Source organism: Bacillales bacterium (assembly GCA_035700025.1).
Taxonomy (GTDB): domain Bacteria; phylum Bacillota; class Bacilli; order Bacillales; family DASSOY01; genus DASSOY01.
This window is the reverse complement of the sequence record DASSOY010000047.1, coordinates 1-26,148: the sequence shown is the minus strand read 5'-3', so window position 1 is coordinate 26,148 and position 26,148 is coordinate 1. Positions and strand designations below refer to the sequence as shown.

At 50.8% G+C, this 26,148-nt stretch carries 28 protein-coding genes; 27 read left to right on the top strand and 1 reads right to left on the bottom strand.

Annotated features, from left to right (window positions below; all coding sequences use genetic code 11):
* Positions 1-179 precede the first annotated feature (179 nt).
* The 25 genes from VFK44_07645 (at position 180) to VFK44_07525 (ending at position 24,263) form a co-directional block, all read left to right on the top strand.
* Positions 180-743 carry a DJ-1/PfpI family protein gene (locus VFK44_07645; GenBank protein HET7628247.1) on the top strand — a complete coding sequence of 188 codons (564 nt, stop codon included), beginning with the start codon at positions 180-182 and terminating at the stop codon, positions 741-743.
* A gap of 214 nt (positions 744-957) precedes the next feature.
* Entirely contained in the window at positions 958-1,620 is a 663-nt protein-coding gene (locus VFK44_07640) for a cyclase family protein (protein HET7628246.1), read from the top strand.
* 51 nt (positions 1,621-1,671) lie between these two features.
* Positions 1,672-2,079 (top strand): DUF4362 domain-containing protein, encoded by a 408-nt coding sequence (locus VFK44_07635; protein ID HET7628245.1) that lies wholly within the window; start codon positions 1,672-1,674, stop codon positions 2,077-2,079.
* A gap of 28 nt (positions 2,080-2,107) precedes the next feature.
* On the top strand, positions 2,108-3,001 hold the full coding sequence (locus VFK44_07630; GenBank protein HET7628244.1) for a TIGR01777 family oxidoreductase: 894 nt from the start codon (positions 2,108-2,110) through the stop codon (positions 2,999-3,001).
* Positions 3,001-3,855, top strand: a complete 855-nt coding sequence (locus tag VFK44_07625; protein HET7628243.1) for an aminoglycoside phosphotransferase family protein — start codon at positions 3,001-3,003, stop codon at positions 3,853-3,855. Before VFK44_07630 ends, VFK44_07625 begins: the two co-directional genes overlap by 1 nt.
* A 10-nt stretch (positions 3,856-3,865) precedes the next feature.
* Positions 3,866-4,033: a hypothetical protein gene (locus VFK44_07620; protein HET7628242.1), complete on the top strand. Its 168-nt coding sequence runs from the start codon at positions 3,866-3,868 to the stop codon at positions 4,031-4,033.
* Between the two features lie 215 nt (positions 4,034-4,248).
* The gene (locus VFK44_07615) at positions 4,249-4,770 is read left to right on the top strand and encodes an O-acetyl-ADP-ribose deacetylase (GenBank protein HET7628241.1); all 522 of its coding nucleotides are present in this window, start codon (positions 4,249-4,251) and stop codon (positions 4,768-4,770) included.
* Between the two features lie 98 nt (positions 4,771-4,868).
* A complete protein-coding gene (locus VFK44_07610) occupies positions 4,869-5,303 on the top strand; it encodes an NUDIX hydrolase (protein HET7628240.1) in 435 nt (144 codons plus the stop codon).
* Entirely contained in the window at positions 5,300-6,157 is an 858-nt protein-coding gene (locus tag VFK44_07605) for an aminoglycoside phosphotransferase family protein (GenBank protein HET7628239.1), read from the top strand. The genes VFK44_07610 and VFK44_07605 overlap by 4 nt, the downstream gene beginning before the upstream one ends.
* A 68-nt stretch (positions 6,158-6,225) precedes the next feature.
* Positions 6,226-6,693 (top strand): hypothetical protein, encoded by a 468-nt coding sequence (locus VFK44_07600; GenBank protein HET7628238.1) that lies wholly within the window; start codon positions 6,226-6,228, stop codon positions 6,691-6,693.
* A gap of 123 nt (positions 6,694-6,816) precedes the next feature.
* Positions 6,817-8,331: a PTS mannitol transporter subunit IICB gene (locus VFK44_07595; protein HET7628237.1), complete on the top strand. Its 1,515-nt coding sequence runs from the start codon at positions 6,817-6,819 to the stop codon at positions 8,329-8,331.
* 67 nt (positions 8,332-8,398) lie between these two features.
* Positions 8,399-10,531, top strand: coding sequence for a BglG family transcription antiterminator (locus VFK44_07590; protein HET7628236.1), 2,133 nt, complete (start codon positions 8,399-8,401; stop codon positions 10,529-10,531).
* On the top strand, positions 10,528-10,965 hold the full coding sequence (locus VFK44_07585; protein ID HET7628235.1) for a PTS sugar transporter subunit IIA: 438 nt from the start codon (positions 10,528-10,530) through the stop codon (positions 10,963-10,965). The genes VFK44_07590 and VFK44_07585 overlap by 4 nt, the downstream gene beginning before the upstream one ends.
* The gene (locus tag VFK44_07580; GenBank protein ID HET7628234.1) at positions 10,965-12,119 is read left to right on the top strand and encodes a mannitol-1-phosphate 5-dehydrogenase; all 1,155 of its coding nucleotides are present in this window, start codon (positions 10,965-10,967) and stop codon (positions 12,117-12,119) included. The genes VFK44_07585 and VFK44_07580 overlap by 1 nt, the downstream gene beginning before the upstream one ends.
* Positions 12,120-12,122: 3 nt before the next feature.
* Positions 12,123-13,835, top strand: a complete 1,713-nt coding sequence (gene ptsP / locus VFK44_07575; GenBank protein HET7628233.1) for a phosphoenolpyruvate--protein phosphotransferase — start codon at positions 12,123-12,125, stop codon at positions 13,833-13,835.
* 155 nt (positions 13,836-13,990) lie between these two features.
* Positions 13,991-15,007 carry a LacI family DNA-binding transcriptional regulator gene (locus tag VFK44_07570; GenBank protein ID HET7628232.1) on the top strand — a complete coding sequence of 339 codons (1,017 nt, stop codon included), beginning with the start codon at positions 13,991-13,993 and terminating at the stop codon, positions 15,005-15,007.
* Positions 15,008-15,296: 289 nt separating this feature from the next.
* Positions 15,297-16,661 (top strand): extracellular solute-binding protein, encoded by a 1,365-nt coding sequence (locus VFK44_07565; protein HET7628231.1) that lies wholly within the window; start codon positions 15,297-15,299, stop codon positions 16,659-16,661.
* Positions 16,662-16,760: 99 nt separating this feature from the next.
* Positions 16,761-17,651, top strand: a complete 891-nt coding sequence (locus VFK44_07560) for a sugar ABC transporter permease (protein HET7628230.1) — start codon at positions 16,761-16,763, stop codon at positions 17,649-17,651.
* 31 nt (positions 17,652-17,682) lie between these two features.
* Positions 17,683-18,522, top strand: a complete 840-nt coding sequence (locus VFK44_07555) for a carbohydrate ABC transporter permease (protein ID HET7628229.1) — start codon at positions 17,683-17,685, stop codon at positions 18,520-18,522.
* Positions 18,523-18,552: 30 nt separating this feature from the next.
* On the top strand, positions 18,553-19,371 hold the full coding sequence (locus VFK44_07550; GenBank protein HET7628228.1) for a carbon-nitrogen hydrolase family protein: 819 nt from the start codon (positions 18,553-18,555) through the stop codon (positions 19,369-19,371).
* 17 nt (positions 19,372-19,388) lie between these two features.
* Complete coding sequence (locus VFK44_07545) at positions 19,389-21,338, top strand: glycoside hydrolase family 125 protein (GenBank protein ID HET7628227.1); 1,950 nt, start codon at positions 19,389-19,391, stop codon at positions 21,336-21,338.
* Positions 21,339-21,493: 155 nt separating this feature from the next.
* Entirely contained in the window at positions 21,494-22,045 is a 552-nt protein-coding gene (locus VFK44_07540; protein ID HET7628226.1) for a GNAT family protein, read from the top strand.
* Positions 22,046-22,097: 52 nt separating this feature from the next.
* On the top strand, positions 22,098-23,015 hold the full coding sequence (locus VFK44_07535; protein ID HET7628225.1) for an ABC transporter ATP-binding protein: 918 nt from the start codon (positions 22,098-22,100) through the stop codon (positions 23,013-23,015).
* The gene (locus VFK44_07530) at positions 23,012-23,797 is read left to right on the top strand and encodes an ABC transporter permease (protein HET7628224.1); all 786 of its coding nucleotides are present in this window, start codon (positions 23,012-23,014) and stop codon (positions 23,795-23,797) included. Before VFK44_07535 ends, VFK44_07530 begins: the two co-directional genes overlap by 4 nt.
* 13 nt (positions 23,798-23,810) lie before the next feature.
* Positions 23,811-24,263: a DinB family protein gene (locus VFK44_07525; GenBank protein ID HET7628223.1), complete on the top strand. Its 453-nt coding sequence runs from the start codon at positions 23,811-23,813 to the stop codon at positions 24,261-24,263.
* Positions 24,264-24,501: 238 nt separating this feature from the next.
* Here the strand turns inward: VFK44_07525 and VFK44_07520 are convergent, their stop codons facing one another.
* Positions 24,502-25,320 (bottom strand): metalloregulator ArsR/SmtB family transcription factor, encoded by an 819-nt coding sequence (locus VFK44_07520; protein ID HET7628222.1) that lies wholly within the window; start codon positions 25,318-25,320, stop codon positions 24,502-24,504.
* Between the two features lie 133 nt (positions 25,321-25,453).
* Between VFK44_07520 and VFK44_07515 the strand changes: the two genes are divergently transcribed.
* Together VFK44_07515 and VFK44_07510 are read left to right on the top strand one after the other, a co-directional pair.
* Positions 25,454-25,738 (top strand): MazG nucleotide pyrophosphohydrolase domain-containing protein, encoded by a 285-nt coding sequence (locus tag VFK44_07515; protein HET7628221.1) that lies wholly within the window; start codon positions 25,454-25,456, stop codon positions 25,736-25,738.
* The coding region (locus VFK44_07510) for a Type 1 glutamine amidotransferase-like domain-containing protein (protein HET7628220.1) at positions 25,735-26,148 on the top strand (414 nt) is incomplete at its 3' end. The genes VFK44_07515 and VFK44_07510, both read left to right, overlap by 4 nt.

Here is a 26,148-nt window from a genome sequence, read left to right as displayed (position 1 = left end):
CGCGCAATCTGTTGCGGGCCGATTGTTCTTTGGACAATGCTTTCCTTCTCCCTTAAATGCGGTTGTCATCGAACTGAAATAAAGGTAACCTTAATATAAAATTTAACAAAATTCCTAATGTTATCGACATAGGTCTTTCGTCATGATTCCTGTAAAAATAAGAGGATGGAGGCGCGGAAATGAAAATCTTGTTTTTTGCCTATCCGCACTATGCGGATTTCGAGATTGCCCACACCTTGTTTTTTCTGAAAAAAGCGGGGAAGGCGGACGTGACTACGGTAACGGTTGATGGGAAATCGGTTGAGAGTTTAGGCGGCCTCGTTGTTGCCCCGCAGCTCGCTTTGGCTGAGGTGAATCCATCGGAATACGATCTCGTCTTGATTTCCGGCGGGGACGGTGTCGAAGAAGTGATGGACGAGCCATTGGTGCACGATTTGCTTCAAAAGGCGCATGCGAATCAGGTTCCGATTGCGGCGATTTGCGCTTCGGCAGTATTGCTTGCGAAGGCAGGCTTGTTGAAAGGTGTAAAATTCACGTGTTTGCCGCACACGCATGAGCATTTCCGGGAGGCGTTCGCGGACGCCGGCTACACGGGTGCGAAAGTGCATGCCGGAGAGGCATTCATCACGGCGAAAGGGACCGCTTTCGCCGAATTCACCGTTGCCGTAGGTGAAAAGCTCGGGATGTGGCAGAGCCGCGAAGCGGCGGAGCGGTCGCTGCGCTTTTGCAAGGGGGAGGTCTGAGTTTCTAACGAACATTATCGACGCTTAGAAGCGGAATTTTCCGTCCCGCGAGCTGTAACGAACATTTTGTCATCTTAGGGTGCAATTCAGGCTCGAATTCTCATGAAAAATGCCTCTAAGGAGATCTAATGTTCGTTAGAATTGGAAACGTGACGAAAAACGGTTCTAAGGTGATCAGATGTTCGTTAGAGCACGAAAGGAGAGTAAAAAAATCATGAACAAGAGATTCATAGATTTGAGCCATACAATCGAACACGGTGTAGTGACATACAAAGGCTTGCCGGCGCCGCTCATTTGCGATTACTTGAGCCGGGAGGCGTCGCGGGAGCATTACGCGGAAGGCACGGAATTTCAGATCGGGAAGATCGAAATGGTCGCGAATACGGGAACGTACATCGATACGCCGTTTCACCGGTATGCGGACGGTAAAGATTTGTCGGAGGTCGAAATCAAGGCGTCGGCAGGGTTGGAAGGCATCGTCATAAAAATGGCCGAGGGGGTGCGAGCCGTCGACGAAACCCATTTCGCAGGCTTGGATTTGGCCGGAAAAGCGGTGCTCGTACATACCGGTTGGGATCGGCATTGGAATACCGACCGGTATTTCGAAAATCATCCGTATTTAACCGCGTCCGCCGCGGCATTTTTGTTGGAACAAAAAGCCGCGCTCGTCGGGATCGACGCCGTCAACATCGATGACACTTCCGGGCATTCGCGGCCGGTGCATTCCGCGTTGTTGAAAGCGGAAGTGCCGATCGTTGAGCATCTTTGCAACTTGCAGGAAATCCCGGAAGGGCAATTTCGTTTCTATGCCGTGCCGCCGAAAATCAAAGGAATGGGAACGTTTCCCGTCCGGGCATTCGCCGAAATTGATCGTTAAAGAAACCATCAGCATGCACTTTCCGTCTTATAAAGAGAGGAAGGGATGCAGATGAAGCGGTGGATTGTTTTCGGGTTGATGCTTGTGATCGTATCGGGATGTTCAGAATCTACGCGGCAAGATTTTATTGAGCGCGGCGATGTCGTCGATGTGCACGGGGCCGTCAGCAACGTTGAGAAGCTGGAGCAGTTTATGGAGAACCGGGACGAAGTCACGGTCGTCCGGTATACGACGGAGGGAGACCCGATTTTTTACACACTGCGGGGCAAAGACGGTGGAATTTTTATAAAACGCAATACGAAGCAGGATGATTACGGCCCAAAAGGCATTTCGACCGCCGTTTGCCACACGCTCACAAAGGAAGGCCATTCGTTCGTCTTGAACGGATGCGAAGGAGACTTCATTGGCGATGACGGGCGGTACGTCTTGTTGAAAGTTCAGAGTGAGCGCACGCCGTGAGAAACTGGAACAGAAAGTGGGATTGGCAATGAAGAAGAAGGTTGTGCTTGCAGGAGGAACCGGTTTTGTCGGGGACTATTTGCTTCAGGCTTTTCAACGGATCGGCTATGAAGTCATTCTCATTTCACGACAGCCCGAGTTTGTTTCCTGGATGGATCCGATTGAAATGACGGAAGCGATGGAAAATGCAGAGATGCTCATCAACTTGGCGGGAAAGTCGGTCAATTGCCGCTACAATGCGGCGAATCGAGATGAGATCATGCGGTCGCGAACGCGGACGACGCGCCTGCTCGGTGAGGTTGTTTCACAGTGCGAAAACCCGCCGAAATTGTGGATCAATGCGAGTACGGCGACGATTTACCGGCACGCGGAAGATCGGCCGATGACCGAGGCGGACGGTGAAATCGGCACGGGGTTTTCCGTTGAGGTGGCGAAAGCGTGGGAACGGGAATTTTTCGAGTTCGACCTGCCGTATACGAGGCAGGCAGCGCTGCGCATCGCGATTGTGCTTGGGGACGGCGGGGTCATGACGCCGTATAAAAATCTCGTCCGGTTCGGGCTCGGCGGTGTACAAGGTACGGGCAAGCAAAGGTTCAGCTGGATCCATATCGAGGATTTGTTCCGGATTTTGTTGTTTTTGAGCGAACGTGAAGATTTAGAAGGCGTCTTCAATGCGTCTGCTCCCGGTCCGGTAACGAATCGAGAGCTCATGAAAGCGATGCGCAGGCAACTGCGGATCCCGTTTGGGTTGCCGTCACCGAAATGGATGCTTGAGGCGGGAGCGGTGTTGATTCGAACAGAAACGGAGTTGGTGCTGAAGAGCCGCTGGGTGCTTCCGGAACGGCTGCAGCAAGCGGGTTTTACTTTTACATATGAAAAAATCGACGAAGCTTTGGCACAGATTTTGGGGAGATCGAGTTGATGGCGCAACGATTGATTGAAACGATTTCGGCGGTATTTCCCGAGATTCAGGTCGATCATGCCGTCATCACAGGCGGGCAAAACAACAGCGTCGTCATGGTGAACGGCGAGTGGGTGTTTCGGTTTCCGCGCTATGCCGAAGGCGTCGAGCAACTTAAGAAAGAGACTCGGTTTTTAAAACTTGTGCACGAACCGCTCCCGGTGCAAGTTCCGGATCCCGTTTATTCATCGTTGGACGGTGCCCGGGTCGGCGAGGCGTTTGTCGGCTATCGCCGGATTGACGGCAACTCTTTAAAAACGTATTCCGGTAACAAGCATGAGATTGTTCGTGAGCTGGGACGATTTTTAAATGTATTGCACGGATTGCCTTTGAACGAGGATTTGCGTGGTGTTCTTGGACCGCCCGACAATGAATACGCTGATTGGTACGACATGTTCACTCGTATGGAAGCGAAGCTTTTCGTACATATGAACGATAATGCACGCAGTAAGGTTCAAGACAATTTCAAACGCTTTTTAGCTGAGATTGGCGATGCACGACTCAAGAAAACGGTCATTCACGGCGATTTCGGCCCTTCGAATCTTTTGATTAAGGACGGGCATGTGAGCGGCGTCATCGACTTCGGCAGTGTTGCGATCGGTGATCCTGCCCGCGATATCGCTTCTGCTTTTTTCGGTCCGTTCGGGTTAGGCGAATCATGGATGCCAGAGGTCGCTGCAGTGTATCCGCAAGCGGCGGATTACATTGAGCGAGCACGGTTTTACGCGAGTACATTTGCGCTGCAAGAAGCGTTATTCGGCATTGAAAATGATGACGAGCAAGCTTTTCAAGCAGGAATTGCAGTCTACAAATAGGAGTGACACGGTGAATATTCGAAAAAAGAAAGCCGGCGATCCAGCGAAGATTTCGCAAGCGTTCGCGGAACAAGGATGGGAGAAGCCGGTTGATTTATATGAAGCGTATTTGCTGGAGCAGGTGAACGACGAGCGCGTCGTGCTTGTCGCGGAAATTGACGGCGCATTCGCGGGTTAAGTGAATGTGATCTGGGCGTCGGAACACGCTTGATGGATGCAGCCGAGGCAGCTGCCCGTGAACGAAGTGAAACGGTCGGGCTCGGCGTTGGGCTGTACGCGGATTACGGCGCAGCGCAAGTGTTGTACGCGAAGCGGAGGAGATGACGAGAATCGACGACGCTGTCGTGCTTTATTTCACGAAAAGGGTGAGGGAAAATGAAGGAAATGAACGGCGTGACGCTCGAAGTCATCCAAGGCGATATCACGAAGCTGAAAGTGGACGCGATCGTCAACGCCGCGAATTCGAGCTTGCTCGGCGGGGGCGGTGTGGACGGAGCGATTCACCGCGCAGGCGGAAAAGCGATTTTGGAGGCGTGTAAAAGAATTCGGGAGACCGACGGCCGGTGTGAGCCGGGCGACGCGGTCGTGACGACCGCGGGGAAGCTGGCGGCGACGTGGGTCATCCATACCGTCGGGCCGGTATGGCACGGCGGGGGTGACTGGGAGGAGGAGACGCTGGCGTCGTGCTACCGCAAGGTGCTGGAGCTGGCGGAAGAACGCGGAGTGAAAACGATCGCGGTTCCGAACATCAGCACCGGGGTGTATCGATTTCCGAAAGCACGAGCGGCGGAAATTGCATTGAGGACAGTGGAAGCTTACATAAATGAACGCGGCGTGCGGTCGCTGGAGAAAATTTTATTCGTATGCTTTGATGATGAGAATGCCCGTTTGTATTGGGATGCGCTGAATCAGTGACAATGAAAGGGCTTGGAAGCTGCTTGCCTTGAGGAATACGCGCGAGCTATGGTGCGTACGAAATGGATGACAATTCCGAACAGGAGTGAAGACAAACAATGGAGAAAATACGTGTCGCTTATACACTGATTACAAACCCGGAGAAAACGAAGATTTTAATGGTGAAAAATAAAGACAACGGGAATTGGACGCTGCCGGGCGGCGAAGTGGAAGACGGCGAAACGTTGGATGTCGCAGCGGTACGGGAAGCAAGAGAAGAAACGGGATACGAAGTGATGCCGTCGGGCATCGCAGCGGTGAATGAATGCATTTTTGACAACAAAGCCGTTCATGCCGTCTTTTTCGTTTTCCATGCGGAAATCGTCGGCGGAAAAGAAGAAATTCTTTATCCCGATGAGATCGCTGAAATTGCTTGGATCGATGTCGAAAAGGCCGATGCATTATCGCCGTATTATAAAAAAGAAAGCCTGGCCGCGATCGTTATGAAAGAAATTGAAGCGCCTTATGTGAACGAAGGGAAGGCGCAGCTTTGAAAAAGATCCGGTGGTGTGCAACGAGCTTTCGGAACGATTTTCTTGCGGAGATCAAAGACGTTCAATTAGCACCGTTGGATGCCGGACTCGAAGCCGAAGTGATGAAAGTCGATGTCGAAGGCGCAAGGTTTGTGCTCAAGATTTGGAACAAGGGATCCAAACCTGATGTGTGGTTTCAATATTGCTTGTTGCAAACATTAAACGAATCAGGAATCGCCGTATCCAAGTCGTATGGGTATGGGTATGACGAAGCAGGAAATGCGGTTTTGCTGACAAGCTTTGACGGCGTTCCGATTGAAGATGACGTGGAAGGGGCGTTAGTCAAGCTGGCGGAAATCCTTGCAAAAATCCACGCTTTTCCCGTTGCGAGTTGCAAAGATTTTTCGCTGCCCCGGTACGACTTCATTGACTATTTTTACCCGCAGCATGAAAGATTTTCGGATCTTAACCGTGTGTTAGAGCAACTTGTGAATTCAGCGAAAATCAAACAGACAAGTTTGATTCATGGTGATTTTCATCTAAATAACGTCCTCGAAAAAGACGGCCGTTTCACCGTCATCGACTGGACGAACGGCCAACTCGGCGATCCAAGATATGATTTGGCATGGGCGTATGTGCTGATCCGGATTTACTTCGGGAAAAAGCAGCAAGCAGTTTTTTTATCCGAGTACAAAAAGCATCTCTCGTTTCCGCTTGAAACATTGGAACGATTTGAAGCACTGGCTTGCCTTCGTTGGTTGTTGCTCGATCGCATCGCAGACATGCCGAAACAAGAGGATACATACGCGCAAGTGAAACAACTTTTACAAGCCAATCGTTATTTATCCTTGAATTTGCTTGAGCTTAATGATTGATTGAAATTGGCTGTATCTCGAAGCGAAACAAGATTTCTTGTAATTATTGAACAAATGGAGGACATCGAATGACCGATTGGAAAAAAGATCGCATCGGGGCGGCGCAGCGCGGGGATAACCCTATGGTGATTGCGAAGATGCGCAGCGGCTTCGCCGTTATCGGGGACACGCAGTTCCTGCCGGGTTATTGCGTATTGTTGCCGGAGCGCGAAGTCGACTCACTGAACGCGCTGGATTTTCGTGAGCGCTGCGACTATTTGCTTGATATGAGCTTGATTGGGGATGCGATCGAGCGTGTGTGCAAGCCGCGGCGAATCAATTATTCGATTTACGGTAACACCGATGCGTTCTTGCATGCGCATATTTTCCCGCGCTACGACTGGGAGCCTGCGGAAAGAATTCCGTACCCGGTGTGGCAATATCCGCAAAATCGCTGGACGGATGAGGAATATCAATTTTCCGAAGCAAAACATTCGGATTTGAAAAATCAGCTGGCGGAAGCACTGGAGAAGCTGGTGAAGGCGGCTTATCGATAAGTGAACCTGAAGACCGGCGGGCATGCCGCCGGTCTTCATTATAGTTTCTTAAATTTTGTCACGTCCGCCGGCGACGAGATTGCATTTAGTTCTTCTTGCCTAGGTGGACGCGGCCGTTTTACGATGAAAGTAACATCTGACAACGGGAGGCGGAAGAACGTGAGTGAAGCGACGGCAAGTGTGACGAAAAAGGAGAGTCCCGGAATCCGGGCACGAATTCAAAGGCTCGGCAGCTTTCTCAGCGGCATGATCATGCCGAACATCAGCGCTTTTATTGCTTGGGGGCTTATTACGGCGCTGTTCATTCCGACGGGATGGTGGCCGAATCCGCAGCTGGCGGAACTCGTCGGACCGATCATTAAGTATTTATTGCCTCTTCTCATTGCGTATACAGGCGGTAAAATGGTGTATGACGTCAGAGGGGGTGTGGTCGGTGCAGCGGCGACGATGGGGGTGATCGTCGGGGCGGACATCCCGATGTTCCTCGGAGCCATGATCCTCGGGCCGTTCGGCGGTTATTTGATCAAGCAGGTTGACAAAGCGTTCCATAATCGCGTCCGACAAGGATTCGAGATGCTCGTGAACAATTTTTCGGCGGGAATTTTAGCGGCGATTTTGATGATTTTTGCTTATTTAATCATTGATCCGGTCATTGTCGCATTAAACAAAGTGCTTATGGCAGGTGTGAAAGCGCTCATCGAGTCGAACTTAATCCCGCTTGCCAACATTTTTATTGAACCGGCAAAAGTGCTGTTTTTAAACAATGCGATCAACCACGGCATTTTGAGCCCGCTTGGGGTGCAACAGGCGGCCGAGCACGGCAAATCCATTTTATTCCTGCTCGAACCGAACCCGGGTCCCGGACTCGGCGTATTACTCGCCTACATGGTGTTCGGAAAAGGAAGTGCGAAACGGTCGGCGCCCGGCGCGGCCATCATTCAATTCCTCGGCGGCATCCATGAAATTTATTTTCCTTACATTTTGATGAATCCGCTTTTAATTTTTGCAGCGATTGCCGGCGGGGTATGCGGCACGTTTATTTTTAACATTATGCAAGTCGGGTTAATTTCCGTGCCTTCGCCGGGGAGTATCTTCGCGGTGCTTGCGATGACCCCGAAGGGCAATTTCTTAGGCGTCGTTCTCGGCGTACTCGTCGCAGCTGCGGTGTCGTTCGCCGTATCTTCGGTGATTTTGCGGTTCACGAAAACGAAAGAAGACGACGAGAGTTTGCAGCAAGCGGCGGCGATGACGCAGTCGATGAAAGGGAAGGAAAGCGCAGCGGCGAGCTATGTCGGAACGCAAACGGCATCGAAGAAATCATTCGCGGACGTCGAAAAGATCGTGTTTGCTTGCGATGCCGGCATGGGTTCGAGCGCCATGGGCGCGTCGATCATGAGAGACAAGGTAAAGAAAGCGGGACTCGACATTGAAGTGACGAATGCGTCGATCAATCAGCTCGCGGAAGACGCGGACCTCGTGATTACCCATAAAGACTTGACCGATCGGGCGAAACAGCAATTGCCGGATACGGAGCACATTTCCGTCGATAATTTCCTCGGCAGCCCGAAATATGACGAAGTGGTCGCTCAACTGATCGAGGCGCAAGGAGATTCGACAAGAGCGGGCGGGTCCGATTAATCCGCTTGCGATCATACGGAAGCCGATGCCATTTAAATGAAAAAAACGCTCCTGCGTTTTCACGGAGATGACAAGCATGTACTTGACGGCTCGCGAAAAACAAATTTTATTTCAATTGCTCTCGGCGGATCAAGCGGTGACGGTGCAATCGTTGGCCGAACGCTTGAAGGTGAGCAAACGCACGGTGCAGCGTGATGTCAAAGGGTTGCAACCGCTGCTCAGTGAACATGGATTGAGCGCAGAAAGCGACAGCCGGGGCATGTTCGTCGAAGGAAGTGCGGAACAGAAACAATCGTTGCTTCGGCAGGCGGCGGAAATCAAACCGTTCGAGTATACGGCGGACGAACGGCAAACGATGATTGTTTGCCATTTGCTGGAGGCTGATGAACCGGTGAAGCTGGCCGCGCTCGCGCACGAGCTGCGTGTGACCTCGGCGACGGTCAGCCATGATCTCGATGCAGTTGAGGAAACGTTGAAACCTTACGACCTTGCCCTGATTCGCAAACGCGGGTATGGGGTCGAGATCGCCGGAAAAGAACGGCATATCCGCCAGTTTATGAGCGGACTGCTCGCTGATCAACTCGGAGTGAAAGACACAATCACCGCATTAAAAGATAAAATTGACCGTGATGACACGGTGCCGCTGCCGGCCGCATCGGAGAGGCTGCTCGGGTTGATTGACCGGGACAAATTAGCAGTCGTCGAGAAGACCGTAAAGGACGGCGGCCGCGCATTGCGGCTGCGGCTGGCTGACCGGGCGCTGGTCGGTTTGATTGTCCATGTCGCACTCGCCGTTGGACGGCTTGAGAACGGTGAAACGATCGAGATGAAAGACGAGTTGCTGGAAGAACTGAAAGCGACGAAAGAGTACGGTTGGGCGCAAACGTTGGCTGAACGGTTGAGTCCGGAATTCGGAATCGCACTGCCGGAATCGGAAGTCGGATACATTACGATGCATTTGCGAGGCGCAAAAGTGCGAATCGAAAAAGCCGGGGATACGTTCGATGAGGCGCATTGGCGATTAATGCAAGCTTGCCGGCGGTTGATGGAGATTTTGGAACGCCGGCTCGGCGTTCGCTTTTCCGATTCAGAGCCGCTTTTGCAAGGACTGGCGACGCATTTGCGACCGGCAATGTACCGGATGAAGCATCACATGCCGATCGAGAACCCGCTGCTTTCGCAAATCAAGCACAATTACAGGAAATTGTTCACGGTTTTGCAGGAAGCGATGCCGGAAGTATTTCCGGACCTTGAAGTACCGGAGACGGAAATCGGTTACCTGGTTATGCATTTTGGCGCGTCCTTGCGAGCAGAAGTCTGTCCGGTGAGCGCTTTGGTCATTTGTTCCAGCGGCATCGGTTCGTCCAAGTTGTTGGCGAGCCGGTTGGCGCAAACGTTCCCGGAAATGGAACGGATTGACCATGGTGCGGTACACGATTTGCGAGAGCAAGATTTATCGGCGTATGATTTAATCTTATCGACGGTGCCGATTCAAAACGTTGGCCGGCAAGTCATCGAAGTTAATCCGTTTCTCAAGGACGGTGACATTCGACAAATCCGCCAAGCGCTCGCAAAACTTCGCAACCCCGAATCGACGGGTGCGATGGGAACGAGGAAGCAAAGCAAGGACAGCGGGGAAAAGGCTGCGAGCGTCACCGGCGGTGAGGTATTGGACAAAATCCATCGGTATACGGACGCGATTCAAGCGGTGTTGACCGGTTTTTCAGTGACGGCCGTCGATGGCGGCACGATGGAAGAAGTTCTTTATCATCTCGTAAAAAGTTCGAAACAGGACGGTGCCGTCGTCGACGAAGCCCGATTGCGAAAAAAACTGCTTGAACGCCAACAATTATCCGGCATGGGCTTGCCCGGTTCCGGTTGTGCGTTATTTCATTCGAAAGACGAAGCGGTCTCGCAAGTTCATTTTACCGTACATCCATTAAAGCGGCCGTTGACGATCGCCGGAATGGACGGGGCGGCGATGACGTGCAAAACGGTTTTGTTGATGCTTGCGCCGGGCGGCAGCAGCGAAGAGACAATGCAAGTGCTCAGCCGCGTCAGCACACTGGTAATTGAGAATGAACGCAGTCTGGCGTTGTTCGAGGAAGGAAATGAAACGGCGATTCGTCGTCTTTTGGAGCAGAAACTGATGGGATTTTTCAAAGAGCAATTAAACAAATTGGGAGTGCGAGAACCATGAACGACATTTTTACAAAAAACAACATTAAATTAAACGTCAAGGCAGACACGAAAGACGAAGCGATTCGAATGGCGGGGGAGATTCTCGTAGAAAGAGGGTACGTGGAAGCATCGTATTTGGATGCCATGTACGACCGCGAGGAAGCAGCATCGACGTATATGGGGAATTACGTAGCGATTCCGCACGGTACCGACGATGCAAAGGACGCGGTGCTGAAATCAGGGTTGTCGTTGCTGCAAATTCCCGAAGGTGTCAGTTTTGGCGAAGACAAAGAAGTGAAACTCGTCATCGGCATCGCCGGCAAAAACAACGAGCATTTGGAATTGCTGCAAAAAATTGCTCTCGTATGCTCGGATGTTTCACGGGTGGAAGAGCTCGTTGAAGCCGATACAGAAGAGGCGGTTCTCGATCTGTTCGACCAGGTGGAAGCGTGATGCGAGCGATCCATTTCGGCGCGGGAAACATCGGCAGAGGGTTTATCGGAGCATTGCTTGTGGAATCCGGTTATGAACTTGTGTTTGCGGACGTCAATGTGGAATTGGTAGAGCGGATTCAGACGAGCGGCGCCTATACGGTGCACCTGGCGGGCGAAAAACAAGAGAAGCAAGTCGTTAGAGGTGTGAAGGCGATCAACAGCCGTGAATATGAGGCGGAAACGGTGCGTCTCGTGGCCGAGGCGGATCTCGTCACGGCGGCGGTTGGCGCCGCGAACTTGAAATTTATCGCACCGGTGATTGCGAAAGGACTGCAGGAGCGGTCCGTCGAGGCTTCACCGTTGAACATCATCGCGTGCGAAAACTTGATCGGTGCCGGTGATCGGCTGGAGAAACTCGTGCGTGAGCAACTTAAGGACGGTGTGCCTTTGGAAGGTCGTGTCGCGTTTCCGAATGCAGCGGTCGATCGTATCGTGCCGGAGCAAGGAGGCGGCGATTCGCTTGACGTCAAGGTCGAGCCGTATTACGAGTGGGTGGTGAACCGGTCGGAAACGGTTGCGCCGTTGCCGGACCTCTCAGGCGTCGATTACGTTGACACCCTAGCGCCTTACATCGAAAGAAAACTGTTCACCGTGAACACCGGTCATGCGGCTGCGGCTTATTTAGGGTATCATTATGGTAAAGCCACGATCGACGAAGCTTTGAAAGATCGACGCGTTCGTCCGGTAGTGGAACAAGCATTGCAAGAAACCGGCCGGCTGCTTGCCAGCAAGCATGGTTTTTCCGAAGCGGAATTAGCGGCTTACCGCAGGTCGATTTTAAAGCGGTTTGAAAATCCGCATATCACCGATGACGTCACACGCGTCGGCCGTGCGCCAATTCGAAAGCTCGGCGCCGATGATCGGCTCGTCGGTCCGGCGGCGCAACTAACGGAACGATTCGCTGTTCCTGAAGCGTTGGTGAAGGTGATCGCGGCGGCGCTCGCATTCGATGCGTCGAACGATCCGGAAGCAGTTGAACTGCAAACGACCCTTTCGACGGAAGGCGTCGAAGGTGCCTTGTGCCGTTATGCCAACCTTGACGGCCATCATCCATTGGTTGCTCCGGTGTGCAACGCTTACGCCAATTTTATAAAAAATCGGGAGGATCTTTGACTCATGGCCAAAACGATGTCAGGAACGGCAGCTTCACCCGGAATCGCCATCGCCAAGGGATTTCGGCTCGAAACGCTGCAATTATCGATCGAAGAGAAAACAATCGCGGACGTTTCCGCGGAAATCGCCCGCTTCGAAGCGGCCGTTCGCGCAGCGGAAGACGACTTGGAACAGCTTAAAACCCGGACAGAACGTGAAATCGGCAAAGAACAAGCCGGTATTTTCGCGGCGCATTTGCTCGTTTTGAAAGACCCTGAAGTGGTCGGCGCGGTTAAGAAACGAATTGAATCGGACCACATCAACGCCGAGGCCGCATTGCAAACGGTAGCCGAAACTTTCATTGCTTTATTCGAAAACCTCGAAAATGAATACATGAGAGAGCGGGCAGCGGACGTTCGAGATGTTACGTCGCGGGTGCTTGCTTATTTGATGGGCCGGAAGGTGCAAACACCTGCTGAAATTGACGAAGAAGTCATTTTGGTCGCTCATGATTTGACGCCGTCGGATACAGCTCAGTTGAACCGCCAGTTTGTTAAAGGGTTCATCACCGAAATCGGCGGACGCACGTCCCACTCTGCCATTATGTCACGCTCAATGGGAATTCCCGCCGTCGTTGGTGTTGATCAAGCCTTAACGGACGTGAAAAACGATTCGTGGATCATTCTTGACGGCATCAGCGGTGAAATCGTCGTCGATCCGTCACCAGAGCAATTGGAGGAAGGACGGCGGAAACTAGCGAAATTCGCGGCTGAACAGAAGGAAATGGAACAATTGGCCGGTCGCCCAACGGTAACGGCCGACGGTGAGCGGGTCGAACTTGCCGTGAATATCGGCCACCCGCGCGACGTGGAGGCGGCTCTGCAAAACGGCGCCGAAGGAATTGGCTTGTACCGGACTGAGTTTCTGTACATGGACCGTGATCGGTTGCCGGATGAAGAGGAACAGTTCGAATCATACAAGAGCGTGCTCGAACAAATGGCCGGCAAGCCGGTCGTCATTCGCACGCTCGACATCGGAGGCGATAAAGAGCTTTCTTATATGGAGCTGCCGAAGGAACTGAATCCATTCCTCGGCATGCGTGCCATCCGTTTGTGCTTCGAGCGGCAAGACGTCTTCCGTGTCCAGCTCCGGGCATTGTTGCGAGCTTCCGTGCACGGAAATTTGAAAATCATGTTTCCGATGATCGCGGTGCTGGAAGAGTTTCGTCTGGCGAAGCAAATGCTCGAGGAAGAGAAAGCGAAGCTGCGGGAAGAAGGCGTTCCGGTATCTGAAGAAATCGAAGTCGGGATCATGGTTGAGCTGCCTTCGACGGCGATGCATGCTGATGCGTTTGCGAAGGAAACCGACTTTTTCAGTATCGGCACGAACGATCTCATTCAATATACGTTCGCGGCTGACCGCATGAACGAAAACGTCTCCTATTTATACCAGCCGTATCATCCGGCTGTGCTGAAATTGATTGCCAATGTCATCCGAGCCGCCCATCGGGAAGGCAAATGGACAGGCATGTGCGGCGAAGCGGCCGGGGACAGCAAAGCGATCCCGCTTCTGCTCGGTCTCGGTCTTGACGAGTTCAGCATGAGCGCAGGTTCGCTGCTGCCAGCACGCAAGCAACTGTTGCAATTGTCGCAAGCATCGGCCGCTGAGGCGGCCACGGAAGTATTGAATTTGGGAACTTCGGAAGAAGTGCTGGATTACGTTTCGAAAAAGTTTTAAAAACGCAAACTCTCCTGCGGTTGGCCGACCGTACGGGGAGTTTTTTTGCGTCATTTTTCAGAAAACGGCATTGACGCATTCGAAAAACTATGGTAGCTTTGGTAACGAAAACGTTTTAGAAAAACATTCGAAGAGATGTGAGGACATTGTCTGCGATGGACATTCGAAAAATAGCCGAAGCGGCCGGAGTTTCCGTTTCCACCGTGTCGAAGGCGTTGAACGGGTATACCGATATCAAGGAATCTACGAAATTGAAAATCTTGAAGATTGCCAAAGAACTAGATTACGCACCGAATGTTATGGCGAGGGGCTTGATTACGAAAAAGACGAACACGATCGGCGTTTTTTTCGGCGACCAAATGAATTCCGGTTTCGACAGCCCGTTCTTGAGCGACTATTTCCGCTCAATCAAGAACGTTCTCGGCAGGGCCGGGTACGATCTGCTGATCTTTTCGAACCAAAAGCGGTCAACGCGGAGTTTCAAGACCATTTGCTACGAAAAAGGTGTCGACGGCGTTATTTTGTTTTTAACCGGCGAAAGAAGAACGGATGAGAATCTTCATGAGCTGCATAAATTTTTTCCGACGGTATTTATCGACACCTTGCCTTTCGACAAAATGAAAGTAAACTTCGTAGAATCGGACAATGAACTTGGCGCATACGAAGCGACGAAACATTTACTTGAACTCGGCCATCGGAACATTCTTAAAGTAGCGGGGGACACGATTGCGAAGGGGTCGTTCGACCGGATTGAAGGTTATAAACAAGCTTTGGCGGAATTTGGAATCGCTTTCAATGAAGATTTACTGAAATACGGTCAATATTCACGAGATGAAGCGTACAAGGTGACGAAAGCGTATTTTTCAAAACCGAATGACGTCACAGCAGTTTTTGCTTCGAGCGATTTGATGGCGTTCGGGATCATCGAAGCCCTCAACGATCTCGGGATCAGTGTACCTGAAGACGTATCTGTTGTCGGGTTTGACGATATTGAGATGGCGAGATGTTCGAATCCCCCGCTGACGACCGTACATCAACAACGTTTCCGAATTGGCGAGACCGCAGGCCATATTTTGCTTGATTTGATACAAAACAAAGACGGCGTCAACCGTCATGTGACGATTCCACCGCAACTTGTTGTAAGAAAAAGCAGTAAGGAGGTGTCCGAGTAATTTTTTCGGTTTTCGAAAACGTTTTAGTCATTAGGCAATCGAATTTTTTTGAAAGCGAGGCGAATTTTGTTGAACTTAAGACGGTCATATAACAAACAAAAGAAAGAACGGTCATTTTTGCAATCGGTTACATGAAAAAATCCGAAATAATCAGATTCTTGCATATTTTATATGTGTAAGCATACATTTTGTGAAAAGGTTGTCCACCTTTGAAGTCAATCGAAAACGTTATCGCTAATCATCTTTTTACGTGCAAATATCAATTTTGAACTAATTGGGAGGGAATGTGATGGGTTTGTACAATGCGAAGAAACTAGTGGCGATCATTGGTGCAGTCTTGTTGGTTTTCGTTACATCGGCTTGCGGGAGCAGCGAACAGAGTGCAGGTTCGGGACAAACGCTCAAGGTGATTTATTCGAAAAACGGAACGAATGATCCGGTTGGAAAATGGCTGAAGAAGGTGGAACAACAGTTTGAAGAACAACATGCCAACGTTGATGTAAATGTCGTACCGGTGAAAGGGGCGGAAGGCACGTTTACAAGCAAAAAAGCGTTAATGCTGCAGTCCGAGGAGACGACGCCGGATGTCATTACCGAAGATACTTACTTAATCAATTCGGATGCCGCTGCAGGCTATTTGGCTCCGATTGAAGATCGGGTCAAGAAATGGGACGGATGGGATCATTTCATTAAAAAAGTGAAGCAGGGCGTTACGGCCAGCGACGGGAAAATTTACGGTGTACCTTATTCAACGGACACGAGAGGATTATGGTATGACGTGAATTTATTTGAAAAAGCGGGGTTGCCAGTTCCGTGGCATCCGAAAAACTGGCAGGATGTGCTTAATGCCGCTCAAAAAATAAAACAATCGTTTCCTGACGTGATTCCGTTTTGGATGAATTCCGGAAAGGCCACCGGCGAAGCGACAACAATGCAGACGTTTGAAATGCTTTTATACGGCACGAATAACACGCTATATGATGAGGAGTCCGGCAAATGGATCGTCAAAAGCCCAGGATTTCTTGATTCCTTGAAATTCATCGATACGATATACGAAAAAGGATTGGGGCCGAAATTGTCGCAAGTGTTAACGGGACAGGCAGGGACAGTGGAACATCATTTGATGCGAAAAGAAAAAATCGCGATCGCCTTAGACGGAAACTGGGTTCCCGCGTTTTGGCGGGAAAATGGGCCGAATCCGTGGCCGGAAGCGATGGAAACGTATCATTTTGCGGCAATGCCGACGCAACACGGACAAGGAGAAGGCCATACGTCGATGTCCGGCGGGTGGGCGTTGTCCATCCCGGCAAAATCCGATCAAAAAGATCTCGCCTGGGAGTTCATTAAATTAGCGACGAATAAAGAAAACATGATGTTTGCGGATATTTCAATGGGGAACCTGCCTGCCAGGAAAGATGTCGAAGAAGCCCCAGAATACGAAAAAGCGTTGGGCAGAGCTTATAAAAAAGCAGCTCAATTCCTGAAATTCACGCACTACCGCCCGACTTTCGAAGGTTATACGAGCGTATCGTCGGCGATTCAAGCCGCCGTCGAAGCGGTTGCAACCGACAGCTTGGAACCGAAAGCAGCAATGAATCAATATGCGAAAGACGTTAAACGAGCCGTAGGTGCAGACAACGTCGTGACGAAGTGATCGTTTCGGACGCTGCCGCTCACGCGGCGGCGTCCGGAAAATGATTGAGCTGAAGGAGAGGAAGTTATGAATGCCCAGGTAGAGCGTAGTCTTCGAAAAATGCCTTGGAATCCTTTTGTTACGAAGAATAGTGATTCATTTCGTGCCATACTGTTCCTGCTTCCGTCCTGGATTTTGCTTCTCTTGTTCATCGCCGGTCCGATTCTCATGACTTTTTATTTTTCATTTACAAACATGTCGCTCACCGGATCCGCCGCGCAAAACATAGAATTCATCGGATTTCGAAATTTTGTGAAAATGTTTTCCGATCCGACTTTCCAAACAAGCGTCATGAACACGATTCTCTTTCTCATCTTTTCGGCCATCATCGGTCAACAAATTCTCGGATTTTTGATCGCTTTTTTAATGAAAGAAAGAGCTGTTCATTTTCGCAGAATCATCGGGGTTCTTGTCCTTGCGGGCTGGATCACGCCGGAAATCATCGTTGCTTTTATTTGGTTTGCTTTCTTGAGCAATGAAGGGACTTTGAATTATGTGCTCGGTTGGGTGGGTATCGCCCCCGTCGCATGGTTGTTCAAGTTTCCGATGGTTAGCGTCGTCGTCGCCAACATTTGGCATGGCACTGCTTTTTCGATGCTTGTATACCAAGCGGCGCTTGACGATGTTCCGAAAGATGTTGAGGAGGCGGCGAAGATTGACGGTGCCAACGGATGGCAACGATTATGGCGTATTATATTACCGATGATCCGGGGGTCGGTGATGACCAACATGGTTTTGATTACTTTGCAGACCCTTGGCGTATTCACGCTCATCTATGCGTTAACCGGCGGCGGACCCGGAACACAATCGGAAACTTTGCCGATCTTTATGTACGATCAGGCATTCATTAATTATCAACTAGGTTACGGAACGGCAATTTCATTAGTCTTATTGGTGATTGGCATCATTGCGAGTTTATTGTATGTGAAGTTTTTGAAAGTAGAAATTTAACCGAAAGGGGGAAGCATTAACAACAATGAAGATGAATAAAAGAAAAATGCGCCGCCAATTTATGGGACAAACGGTGCCGTACTTGATTTTGGTGTTTCTCGGCTTGCTGTTTTTCGTTCCGTTGTTATGGATGATTTTTTCGTCATTCGACGCTCGTGCTGGTTTGACGATTTCTCTGCCGCATGAATGGACACTCGGCAACTTTGCCTCCGTCCTGTCCGATCCCGACATTCAAAGGTCTTTTGTCAACGGGGTGTTTCTCTCTTTTGTTTCTTCTCTTGTGCTCGTAATCGTTGCCGGACTTGCTGCTTACCCGTTATCGAGGTACCAGCTGCGATTCAACAAACCCTTTATATTTACCGTTTTGTTTATGTCCGGACTTCCGATTACGGCTGTCATGGTTCCCGTTTTTCAACTGTTCCTGTTTCTTCACTTTCAAAATTCGCTGATTGCGACGATGTTTTTTCTTGCTGCGTCGGGATTGCCGTACGGGATTTGGATGATGAAAAATTTTATGGATTCGGTTCCGGTCAGCCTTGAAGAATCAGCTTGGATTGACGGTGCGTCAGTCTGGACAGGGCTGAATAAAGTCGTTGCGCCCCTCATGCTTCCCGGCATTTTTACCGTGGGCATTTTTACGTTCACGGCAAGTTGGGGGAACTTCTTCGTACCGTACATTTTAATTCAAAGCCCGGAGAAACTGCCTGCTTCGGTAACCATCTATCAATTTTTCGGACAGCACGGTCTCGTCCAGTACGGAAAGCTGGCTTCTTTTTCTTTGATTTATACGATTCCCGTCGTCGTACTCTATATCCTCGGACAGCGATTCATGTCGAAAGGGTTTAGTTTCGGCGGAGCGACAAAAGGTTAATTTCGATAAAAGAACAAGGAGTGGATGGGATTGAAATTGAACATTGCCGCGATCCAAATGGATTGTGAAATCAAAAAGAAACGCGCCAATCTCGAAAAAGCCGAACGCTTGATTGACGAAGCGGGAAAAGACGCCGACATTATCGCGCTTCCGGAGTTTTTCACGACTGGCTATTTGCCTGAATTAATAGGAGATGACTTTTACGAATTAGCGGAAACGGTACCAGGACCGACGGTGGATCGTTTAGCTGAAAAAGCGAAACAGCATTCATCGGCGATCATCGCTAACATCGTGGAGAAAGATGCGAACCAAACCGCCGTATTGTACGATACGACGTTTGTCATTGATTCAATGGGCGTTTACCGGGGGAAATATCGCAAGGTACATCTTTATCCGACGGAACACACATATTTTCGAAGCGGCACGTCCTTTCCTGTGTTTGAGCTAGCGGGAACGACCATCGGACTGGCAACGTGTTACGATCATGCCTTCGGAGAAATGTTTCGGATTATGGCTTTGAAAGGGGCGGAAGTCATCTTCATTCCTTCGGCTGTTCCAAAGAACTTTGAATACTTGCTCGATCTTCGTACACGTGCACGCGCTCAAGACAATCAAATCTTTGCTGTTGCCGTTAACCGATCCGGAAACGACGGCGATGTGAAATGGTGCGGATCAAGCAAAATCGTTGATCCACGCGGTGAGGTGGTTGCTGAGGCGGGTGAGGAAGAATGCCTGTTAACCGGCTCTGTCGACTTGTCGATGATCGCCGAAGAGCGCAGGCAGGAACCGATCTTAAGAAACAGACGGCCGGAAATTTACAATGTTTTGGTTCATGATCAAATCCTTTAACGAAAAGGCTGAAACAGATGGAGAAATCAACCGTTTACAAAAAAAGAAGAACTTTGCTCGAAGCGAACAAGATAAAGACGATCGATACCGGGACAGGAAACATTACGGCCAGCATTCAACCGGAAGGTTTTCTTCATTCTATTAATGCGGCGCACAAAGGGCAGGGCTTTGTAACATTATCGCCGATGAATCAGTTTCTCAATAGCGAGTGGTACAAAAGCAAATCCGTGCGTGCGTATAGAAGAAGGATGGCCGAAACGACGGAGGGGTTTGGACTATTCCTGAACGGGGATTGGATTCGTCAAGAAGCATTCTTTACGGAAAACCATGCAGTCCGGTTAGTCTTTGCTTCCAAAGATGAAATAAAAGTGGAATCAACGTACTATACGGTTGACGACAGCTCTTCAGGGTATGTTGTTCAAGTTCTTAACATAAGCAATCACGGAAAAAAGGAACGCTGCGTCCCTGTTGTAATTGGGGGCATTTTCAGTTTAAACCGATGCAGTTACGGGCAACTAACCGAAGGCGGTCCAATTCCTGTGCCACCGTCGGATAATCGGCTTATGGTAAAAGAAAACGGCATGACGATCATCAACGAACAGTTGCCTGCAAGGGCGGATTGCGTCTTTTTTCACGAAGATGTTCCGATCAAGCTTGCTGAAACATGCATCCGTGACGCACATCCGCTGCGATACCAAACCGATTATCGTGTGAAAGTAATGCCCCGTAAAACAACGACCGTGACCGCGGTCTTTACGATTTCGGAGGGGAAGCAAGGGAAAGCATTGAATCACGCGTTTGTTGATTGTTTGTCGAGTAAAGCGGAAGAAGCCCGAAAGCATGAAGTGGTTCACGATGACCGGCGACTTCCGTTTTCGTCTTATATAATCAATCGAAACGTCGATTACATCGTTTCTTGTTGTTCAATTCCGGTTGGTAACGAAGGCGTTTGCGTGATCACGGATCATCAGTTGCTGCCATTATCATGGAATCGTGACGCTTTTTACATGATGAACTTATTGATCGAATCAGCGGGACAATACGGTAAACACGATGCGAAAGGGAGGGTCCGCCGAATCGTCAAAGGACATTTGCGGTGGATGTTCGAACGGGCGGAACGGCCGGACGGATTTTGGGGGCGGGCGTATTTGACGAACGGACATTGCAAAGACAATGTTTTTCAACTTGATCAGCAATGTTACCCGCTGTTGGAACTGTGCCGGTATGTGGAAACTTTTTCTGATGTTGAGGGCATCCAACCGTTTGTGCCGTTGATCGATGCCATTCTTGAAATGATTTTGTCGCATAAACATGAAGAGCGCTGGTTGTTCGCGACCGGCGAAACACCTGCCGACGACAAAGTCGACGATCCGTACCATTTTTCCAGCCACGTTCTTTTATGGCATACGCTCAATCAATTGGCAGGATTGAACGGTAAAATTCGTTTTACTACTAAACCGTTGGATGAGTGGGCGAGCCAAGTTAAGGCGGACACGCTGGATGCATTTGTTGCGGAATGCGATGGAAAACTCATGTTTGCCTACTTGACGGATTTGCGGGGAAAGCATCGATTTTACCATGACGCGAATGACTTGCCGACCGTGTTGGCTCCTGTCTGGGGGTTTTGCGACAAGTGTGATCCGGTTTGGAAAAATACGATGGAATTTGCCTTCACCCCTGAAAACAAAGGCGGCTATTATGAAGGGGATTTTGCCGGACTAGGTTCTGTGCATACGCCGCATCCATGGCCGCTTGGTGATGGACAAGAAATGCTCTACAGCCATTTAACAGGACAAACGGAACGAGTCGAACAAACATGGAAGAAATTGCTGGAGATCGTTCAATGGGACGGCATGTTCCCGGAAGCTGTCGATGAACAGACAGGCGCCGTTGCTTCGCGACATTGGTTTTCATGGCCCGGGGCATTTATTTCTTCTGTGTTGTTAATGATCGATAAGCATTCATAAAAAGAGAAAAACAAACTACCCAGAACATTTTCTTTATGGTAATCTTAAGTTAACTTTTCCTGAAAGGGGCGTGGTACTCATGCCGAAATTTTATAATGATGTCGATCGTTGCTCAAAGGCATTGGAAATTCAAATTAAAGGATGGGATCACGCGCTTGATCAAAGGGAAAAAAGTTGAACTTCGTCCTGTGTCATTGAAAGATTTTAAGAAAACTTACGGCTGGCGCAACGATGAAGAAATGGCAAAATTGGGAGCCGGCAGTTATTTGTATGAATACAGCCATATGCCGGAGGAAAAACTCGAGGAAAATTATACGAACTTGATCCAAAAGGCGGATAAGCGGTCCGCCGGAGACTTCTCCATTTATACGTTAGAAGAGAAACCGAAACATATCGGCATGATCGATTACCGGCAACTGAATCTTGTTGCGCGGTGTTGCTCTGTCGGGATTGGTATCGGCGAGAAGGCGTATTGGAATAAAGGCTTTGGCACGGATGCCATGAAAGCCCTCATCCGGTATTTATTCCGCACGATGAATTTAAACCGCATCCAGCTCGACACGTGGAGCGGGAACGAACGAGCCATTGCATCCTATAAAAAATGCGGGTTCGTCGTTGAAGGAAGATTGCGAAACGATGCCTTCGTCGACGGCAACTATTACGACACCATCATCATGGGATTGTTGAAAGACGAATTTCAGGATTAACCGAAGGCAGGCCGAGCGCCTGCCTTGATTTATATTGCGAGGGAGAGGGCCCATGAATGTCATCGAAACGGTAAAACTGACCAAAACGTTCGGCAAATTCACCGCAGTGGACGGCGTCTCTCTGAGCGTCGGCAAAGGGGAAATTTACGGCTTCCTCGGGCTGAACGGCGCGGGCAAAACGACGATGATTCGCATGTTGCTAGGGTTGATTGCGCCAAGCGCAGGCACGGTTCGGGTGCTTGGGACCGAAGTCAGACGCGGCGGTCATGGGCCGTGGGCGGATGTCGGTTCACTGGTCGAGGTGCCGTATGCGTACCCGGAGTTGACCGTGCGCGAGAATCTTGATCTCGTGCGCAAATTGCGGCATTTGGGCCGGGAGACCGTGGGCGACGTGATCGACAAGCTGAGTCTCGCGGCTTACGCCGACCGGAAGGCAAAGCATTTATCGCTCGGGAACGCGCAGCGGCTCGGGTTGGCGAAGGCGTTGATCCACAAGCCGCGGGTACTCGTGTTGGACGAGCCGTCGAACGGGCTCGATCCGGAAGGAATCGTCGAAATCCGGGAGTTGTTGCTTAAACTTGCTCGGCGCGAAGGTGTGACGATTTTCATATCGAGCCACATTCTCGGCGAGATTGCGCGCATTGCCGACCGAATCGGCATTATTCATGAAGGCGCACTGCTGCAAGAAATCAAGGCGGACATGCTGAAAGCGTTGCTGCAGAAGCGACTTGTCATTGAAACGCGTGACAATCCGGCCGCGATAAAATTGTTGGCGAAACACGGTCGGAAAGCGGGAGCCGACGAAGGAGGCGCTGTTTGCGTCAGCGATAGCGAATCGTTGCGGGCGCCGGAAGAAGTGACGGCGCTGCTGGCGGCGGCCGGGTTGCCGCCGCGAGCGGTTTTCACGGAAAAAGAGGACCTCGAAGCGTATTTCTTAAGGGTGATCACCGAGAAAGGAGGGCGAACATGACGACCTTTCTCGCCTGTTTGGCCGCGGAGCTTCTCAAGATTCGCAAGTCGAAAGTACTGCCGGCGACGGCGATCGCGTTTTCGGTCGCGCCGGTGATGGGTGCGTTGTTTGTCCTCGTGCTCCGCGACCCGTCGCTCTCCGCGACCAATCCCGCGCTCGCGGCGAAAGCCGAAATGACCGGCTTTACGCCGGACTGGCCGTCGTTTCTCCATCTCATCGGGCAAGCGATCGGGGTCGGCGGCGTCATCGTGTTTGGCTTCGTCGCCAGCTGGGTGTTCGGCCGCGAATTCGCCGACCACACGGCAAAAGACCTTCTTGTCCTGCCCGTTTCACGGGCAGTCATCGTCTTCTCGAAACTCGCCGCGATTCTCGCTTGGTGCTTGTTTCTGTCGCTGTTCGTGCTCGCGGTCGCGCTCGCCCTGGGCAGCCTCTTGCAGCTCCCGGCGTGGTCGCCCGACAATTTTATCCACGCGCTTGCCGTCATCGCGGTGACGACGATTCTCGTCACCTTCCTTTGTCCGCCGGTCGCTTTCATCGCAAGTGTCGGCAGGGGGTACCTCGCGCCGCTCGGGTTCGTCGTGCTTATGATCGTCGTGGCGCAAATCATCAGTGCTCTCGGCTTCGGGGCTCATTTTCCATGGGCGATTCCCGCGCTTTACAGTCAGTTGACGACTGCGCCGTCCGGCATCGATGCGTGGAGTTATGCGATCTTGTTCATGACATGTTTGGCCGGGGTATTCGCGACGGTCTATTGGTGGACGTATGCGGATCAAACAAAATAAAGGAGTGACTGAAATGGAACGGAAAAAGGAACTGTTGGCGGAGTTCGCGAAGTGGAAGGACGATGTAGTCCGCTATGCTGAGCTCGATTGGTCGAAGCCAGTAGCGCCGGGGAAATGGACGATTCACGGACTCGTGAGTCATATGTTGAAATGGGATGAATTTTTTCTCGAAAATGCAATTGAACCGATCACAAAAGAGGAACCGCTGGATCTCGGTCATGCCGATTTTGACACCTTTAACCGCGAAGCGGTGGCGTACGGCGAAAAGCTTTCGAAAGAAGAGCTGTTGGAAAAAACGTTGCATGTCCGGGACAAGCTGATCGAAGAGATTGAAAAGCAGGAGGCCTCGCAGTTTGCGAAAGTTTATGAGGACCTGGAGGGCCGAAAGATTTCGGTGGAACGTTATTTGGAAGACATGATCGAGCATGACCGGCATCACGCCGCGCAGATTCAAGCGGTGGAATAAGTGAGGAGTGCGGAGCTCCTCGTTTATCGCGCATGAGATTCGCTATTTTCCTGATCCATCCCTTTTTTGGATAAAATCGTGCATGAGAAGCGTTATTTTCGAGAACCTCGTGAAAATCATTATGATTATCACGGTTTCTCGGAAAATAGCGCGCTCAGTGATCAATAAATGTAAAAACCGGCGGATTTTATCAAAATAACGACTGTCATGATCGTTATCAGATCTCCGCAGCATGTCGTTATTCCTGCTCGTTCTCGTCTGCCGAAACATCTTTCAACCGTTCAACATATTCCGCGTGCCATTGTTCCCATTCGTGCATCGGGAAATCGGTGGATTCGCCTGCCAACAAGCGACCGAACAGGTCGAGGCAGACGTGCCAGCCGGCCAGATCCTTCGGTGTGTGGTCGGTAACCTCGGGGATGAACTCTTTCAAGACGAGCAGGCAGCCGTCAGGCTGTTCATTTAGCTCAAAGCGGACTGAGCCGTCGCCCCATTCGTACTGCAAGTGCGAATGCGCTTCGTAGTCGGTGATCGCGATGTCGAACGACGAGCCTGTGCCGTCGTTCATGTGAAACTTGATCGTGCCGCCGCTGCCGAGTTTGATTATCTCGAGATTGGGCATCCATTGTTTCAACTTATCGTTTTCTGTGAGCACGGCCCATACTTTTTCCAACGAATGCTTCATCGGCCGGTCGAATCGAGCTGTCCAGCCGCCTTCCCTTTTCATAATCACTGCAAGCATATGCCATTCCTCCCTCTTCCTCTTTTGTTCCGGTGCGTCAAAATTTTGAGTCCAGTACGCCCGGTACGGTTCGAGCCACTCGTCGACGACCGAAAGCGGGTTCGGGCGCAAATGATAAATGTGTTGGCGCCCCTTTTGCTCAACGGTAACGAATCCGGCTTCGCGCATGATGCGCAAGTGTTTGGACACGCCGGGTTGGCTTAAGCCGATTGCTTTGACCAACTCGCTGACCGACCGCGGCCGCTGCCGCAGCAAGTCGAGCATCTTCCGCCGGTTTTCTTCTGCGAGAACATCAAACAGTTCATCGGAGATCATCGGTCACACCGTCCTCATGTCAAATATATTTCCATATAGAAATATTTCTAAGTAGTTATATCATAATACGATCGAGGTGCTGCAGTCAAGTTTTCCCATGGTACAATAAGGAGAATAGAAAGGGGCGGGTGACATGCAATCGCTTTCCGAATTACAAGCGTACATCCGGACGTTTGATCATCGGACGGAGAAGAAACTTCATTATTTTCTGAAGCTGTCGGAAGAAGTCGGTGAACTGGCGGAAGTCCTTCGCAAGGATCAGCGGCTGGCCGATACCGGCGAGTTGAAGGGAACGGTCGAAGAGGAACTGTGCGACGTTCTCTATTACGTACTCGCGTTGGCCAACGTTTACGACATTGATCTCGAAGCTTGTTTTCAGCAAAAAGACGAGCTCAACAAGGTGAAGTGGGGACGATGAAGCAAATCATTGCGATGGGCGGCGGGGGGTTCTCGATGGAACCGGACAACCTGCTTTTGGACGAATACATTGTCGCGCAGGCGAGGAACGAGCGGCCGAAGGTCTGTTTTGTGCCGACGGCGAGCGGGGACGCCGCGGGGTATATCGATAAGTTTTACAAAGCGTTCAGCAGCCTGGCTTGCAAGCCTTCGCACTTGTCGCTGTTCAAGCCGCCGGTGAAAGATTTGCAATCGTTCCTTCTCGACAAGGACGTCGTGTATGTCGGCGGCGGCAATACGAACAACCTGCTCCTGCTCTGGAGAGCATGGGGGCTTGACGTCAGCCTGCGCAAAGCATGGGAACAGGGCGTCGTGCTTGCCGGGCTCAGCGCGGGTTCGATTTGCTGGTTCGAGGAGGGCGTGACGGATTCG